General features: G+C 37.7%; 3 protein-coding genes. All 3 read right to left on the bottom strand.

Annotated features, from left to right (window positions below):
- Positions 1 to 99 precede the first annotated feature (99 nt).
- Complete coding sequence (locus QZ334_RS07815) at positions 100 to 438, bottom strand: branched-chain amino acid transporter permease (RefSeq protein WP_295233408.1); 339 nt, start codon at positions 436 to 438, stop codon at positions 100 to 102.
- Entirely contained in the window at positions 431 to 1,096 is a 666-nt protein-coding gene (locus tag QZ334_RS07810; protein WP_295233411.1) for an AzlC family ABC transporter permease, read from the bottom strand. The genes QZ334_RS07815 and QZ334_RS07810 overlap by 8 nt, the downstream gene beginning before the upstream one ends.
- A 253-nt stretch (positions 1,097 to 1,349) precedes the next feature.
- Complete coding sequence (locus QZ334_RS07805) at positions 1,350 to 2,516, bottom strand: iron-containing alcohol dehydrogenase (protein WP_295233406.1); 1,167 nt, start codon at positions 2,514 to 2,516, stop codon at positions 1,350 to 1,352.
- Between the last annotated feature and the right edge of the window lie 240 nt (positions 2,517 to 2,756).

The following is a 2,756-nucleotide window of genomic DNA, read 5'->3' as shown; positions in this document are numbered from 1 at the left end:
GATTATTACAATTAAAATAGAATATAAAAATAAAACCACTTATATCATCTTCCTTTAGGAATAGATATAAGTGGTTTATTTATTTTATTGTACTTTATTCTATTTAGGCACATTAAAGACGGCTTGTATAAGTATCATATAGATAACTGTTCCTGCCGCAATCGATACGAGCATATTACGTTTCCATAAATGTAATCCTACCGTAACTAGTAAGGCAATAAGCTCAGGAATACCATATGGATACGATAAAACAACGGTCTCCTTAAAGGTATATACCACAAGCATACCCATAACAGCTGCAGGCAATACCTTACCTAAATACTGTACAAAATCTGGTGCCTTTTTACCAGGTGGAAAAATAAGAAAAGCGGAGAAACGTGTAAGTAATGTAGCTGCTACGACAATAGCAACAGTCATAACCATTTCAAAACTAGTCAAGATGTACACCTCCCCATTTATACGCTATATAACATACTATAAGCATACACACCATAGAGGCAAGCATAAACAAGGATTTTCCCGTCAACAGAAGCATGGCTAGGGCTACAACGGCTCCAACAGCACCAAAGCCTCGAATATTATTACTTTTAGCATTAAATAACATTTCAAGGAATATAACAATAAATAAGCCAGGTAATACAAAACCAATACCACGCAAATCTACAGATGCTAATAAATCGCCGAACAAGCCCCCTATAAAAGTGCTCACCACCCAAAAGGTATAATTAAGCCACGATACATGGAAGTAGAACCATTTTTCGTCTACATCATCGGGCAACTTCGTAGATACATTAATTGCAAAGCTTTCGTCACACATCCAGGCAACGGTAGGAAACCATTTCCACCCCATATTCACATATCTCTGTAATGCAGATAAACCATAGAAAAAATGGCGCCCATTAACAAACAAGGTCAGCATAAAAGCATTTACAGGATCAAAGCCTGCCATCAGCAGCCCAATAGTTACGAACTCCATAGAGCCTGCAAAAATTGTACTAGCCAAAACAGGGGCGGTCCACCAAGGTAATCCCTGACTGGTAGCATACAAGCCAAACCCTAATCCAAGGAAGAAGAAGCTGAGCCCCATAGGAATCATAATAGGAAGCGCAAAAGAAAAGGCACTTCGATGCTTTATGTCACTCAAAGGATTTTCTCCTTTCGAAATCATACATTATATATTATGTAAACGATAGTCTAAACGATAGTCAAAACTAATCTTAGTCCTCTTCTAGACGCTAAAACTAATTTGAATAATAATAAAAGACACCATATGGTGTCTTTTATATAAGCTATTATATTATACATTGTATATAATTAGTGTCAAATTTTGATGGCTTTAACCAAATGTATTATAAAGCGCGCGTTAAAATTTCACGAGCTACTTCTGGTGTTACATCGCCTTTTTCACCAAGTTGTGTCATACCATGGTCTTCTAATTGTTTCACAACTTTATCAACTGCTTCTTCGCCTAGACCATAGTCTTTCAAATGCGTTGATACGCCAAGGGACTCGAAAAATTCACGCGTTTTAGCAATGGCTTTATCTGCTTTTTCTTCTATTGTACCTTCTGTAATATGCCATACGCGCGTAGCATATTGCGCCAATTTTTCAAGCTTATCTGCTTTTTTCACTTCTAACAATGCAGGCAATACGATAGCTAATGTAATCCCATGGTCAAGATGGTACACCGCAGTTAACTCATGACCGATAAGATGTGTTGCCCAGTCTTGTGGTACGCCTGCACCAATCAAACCATTTAATGCCAAGGTAGAAGCCCACACGTGGTTAGCACGAATGTCGTAGTTTTCTGGATTTTCTACTGTTTCTTTGCCGATTTCAATCATAGTTTTTAAAATACCTTCACTAAAACGGTCTTGAATACGGCCTTCAACAGGATATGTTAAATATTGTTCTGTAGTATGTACAAAGGTATCAATAACGCCATTCTTAACTTGTTTTTCAGGCAGTGTGAAAGTCAATGTTGGATCGAGCATGGAGAACTTAGGGAATACTAAGCTACTGAACACAGGATATTTACCATCACCATAAGTAATAACGGCACCATTGTTCATTTCGGAACCCGTAGCAGGAAGTGTCATAACTGTACCAAATGGTAATGGATTTGGCACCATTTCCACTGGAACCTCTGGTACACCAGCTTTCATAACTTCAATGACAGGACCATCATAAGTAGCGCCCATAACAATAAGTTTTGTAGCGTCTACTACAGAACCGCCGCCTACAGCGAGAACGAAATCTACTCCATGTGCTTTAATGAAAGCTACCACACGTTCACACGTTTCAAGAGATGGGTTTGGCTCAATACCGCCGAATTGCTCTACCTTACGGTTACCAAGTGCCTTTATAATGCGGTCAATAAGACCACTGCGCACAGCAGATCCACCGCCGTAAGTAATAAGCACCTTTGCATCCTTTGGAACCAATGTATCTAATTCACCTAAACGATCTTTACCAAATACGATATGTGTAGGGTTATAAAAATCAAAGTTAAACATGGGGACCTCCTAAGTATTATATTTGTATTCCACCATTTTAATTGTATAAAACTTTTCTTTATTATACCATATTTCGATTTTTTTAGATATATCTAGATGACGCTACTTTCAATTACTTAATAACTCTACTTTACAATCATCCTGAAAGCCATAGTTTTAATCTATAGCCAACCCCTATATTTTTATCTATATACAAAACCCCATTTACATGATAGGCTGTCTCTTATACACATCTCCGAG

Source organism: Veillonella sp., from assembly GCF_019414865.1.
Taxonomy (GTDB): domain Bacteria; phylum Bacillota; class Negativicutes; order Veillonellales; family Veillonellaceae; genus Veillonella.
This window is presented reverse-complemented; position numbering and strand designations above follow the sequence as displayed.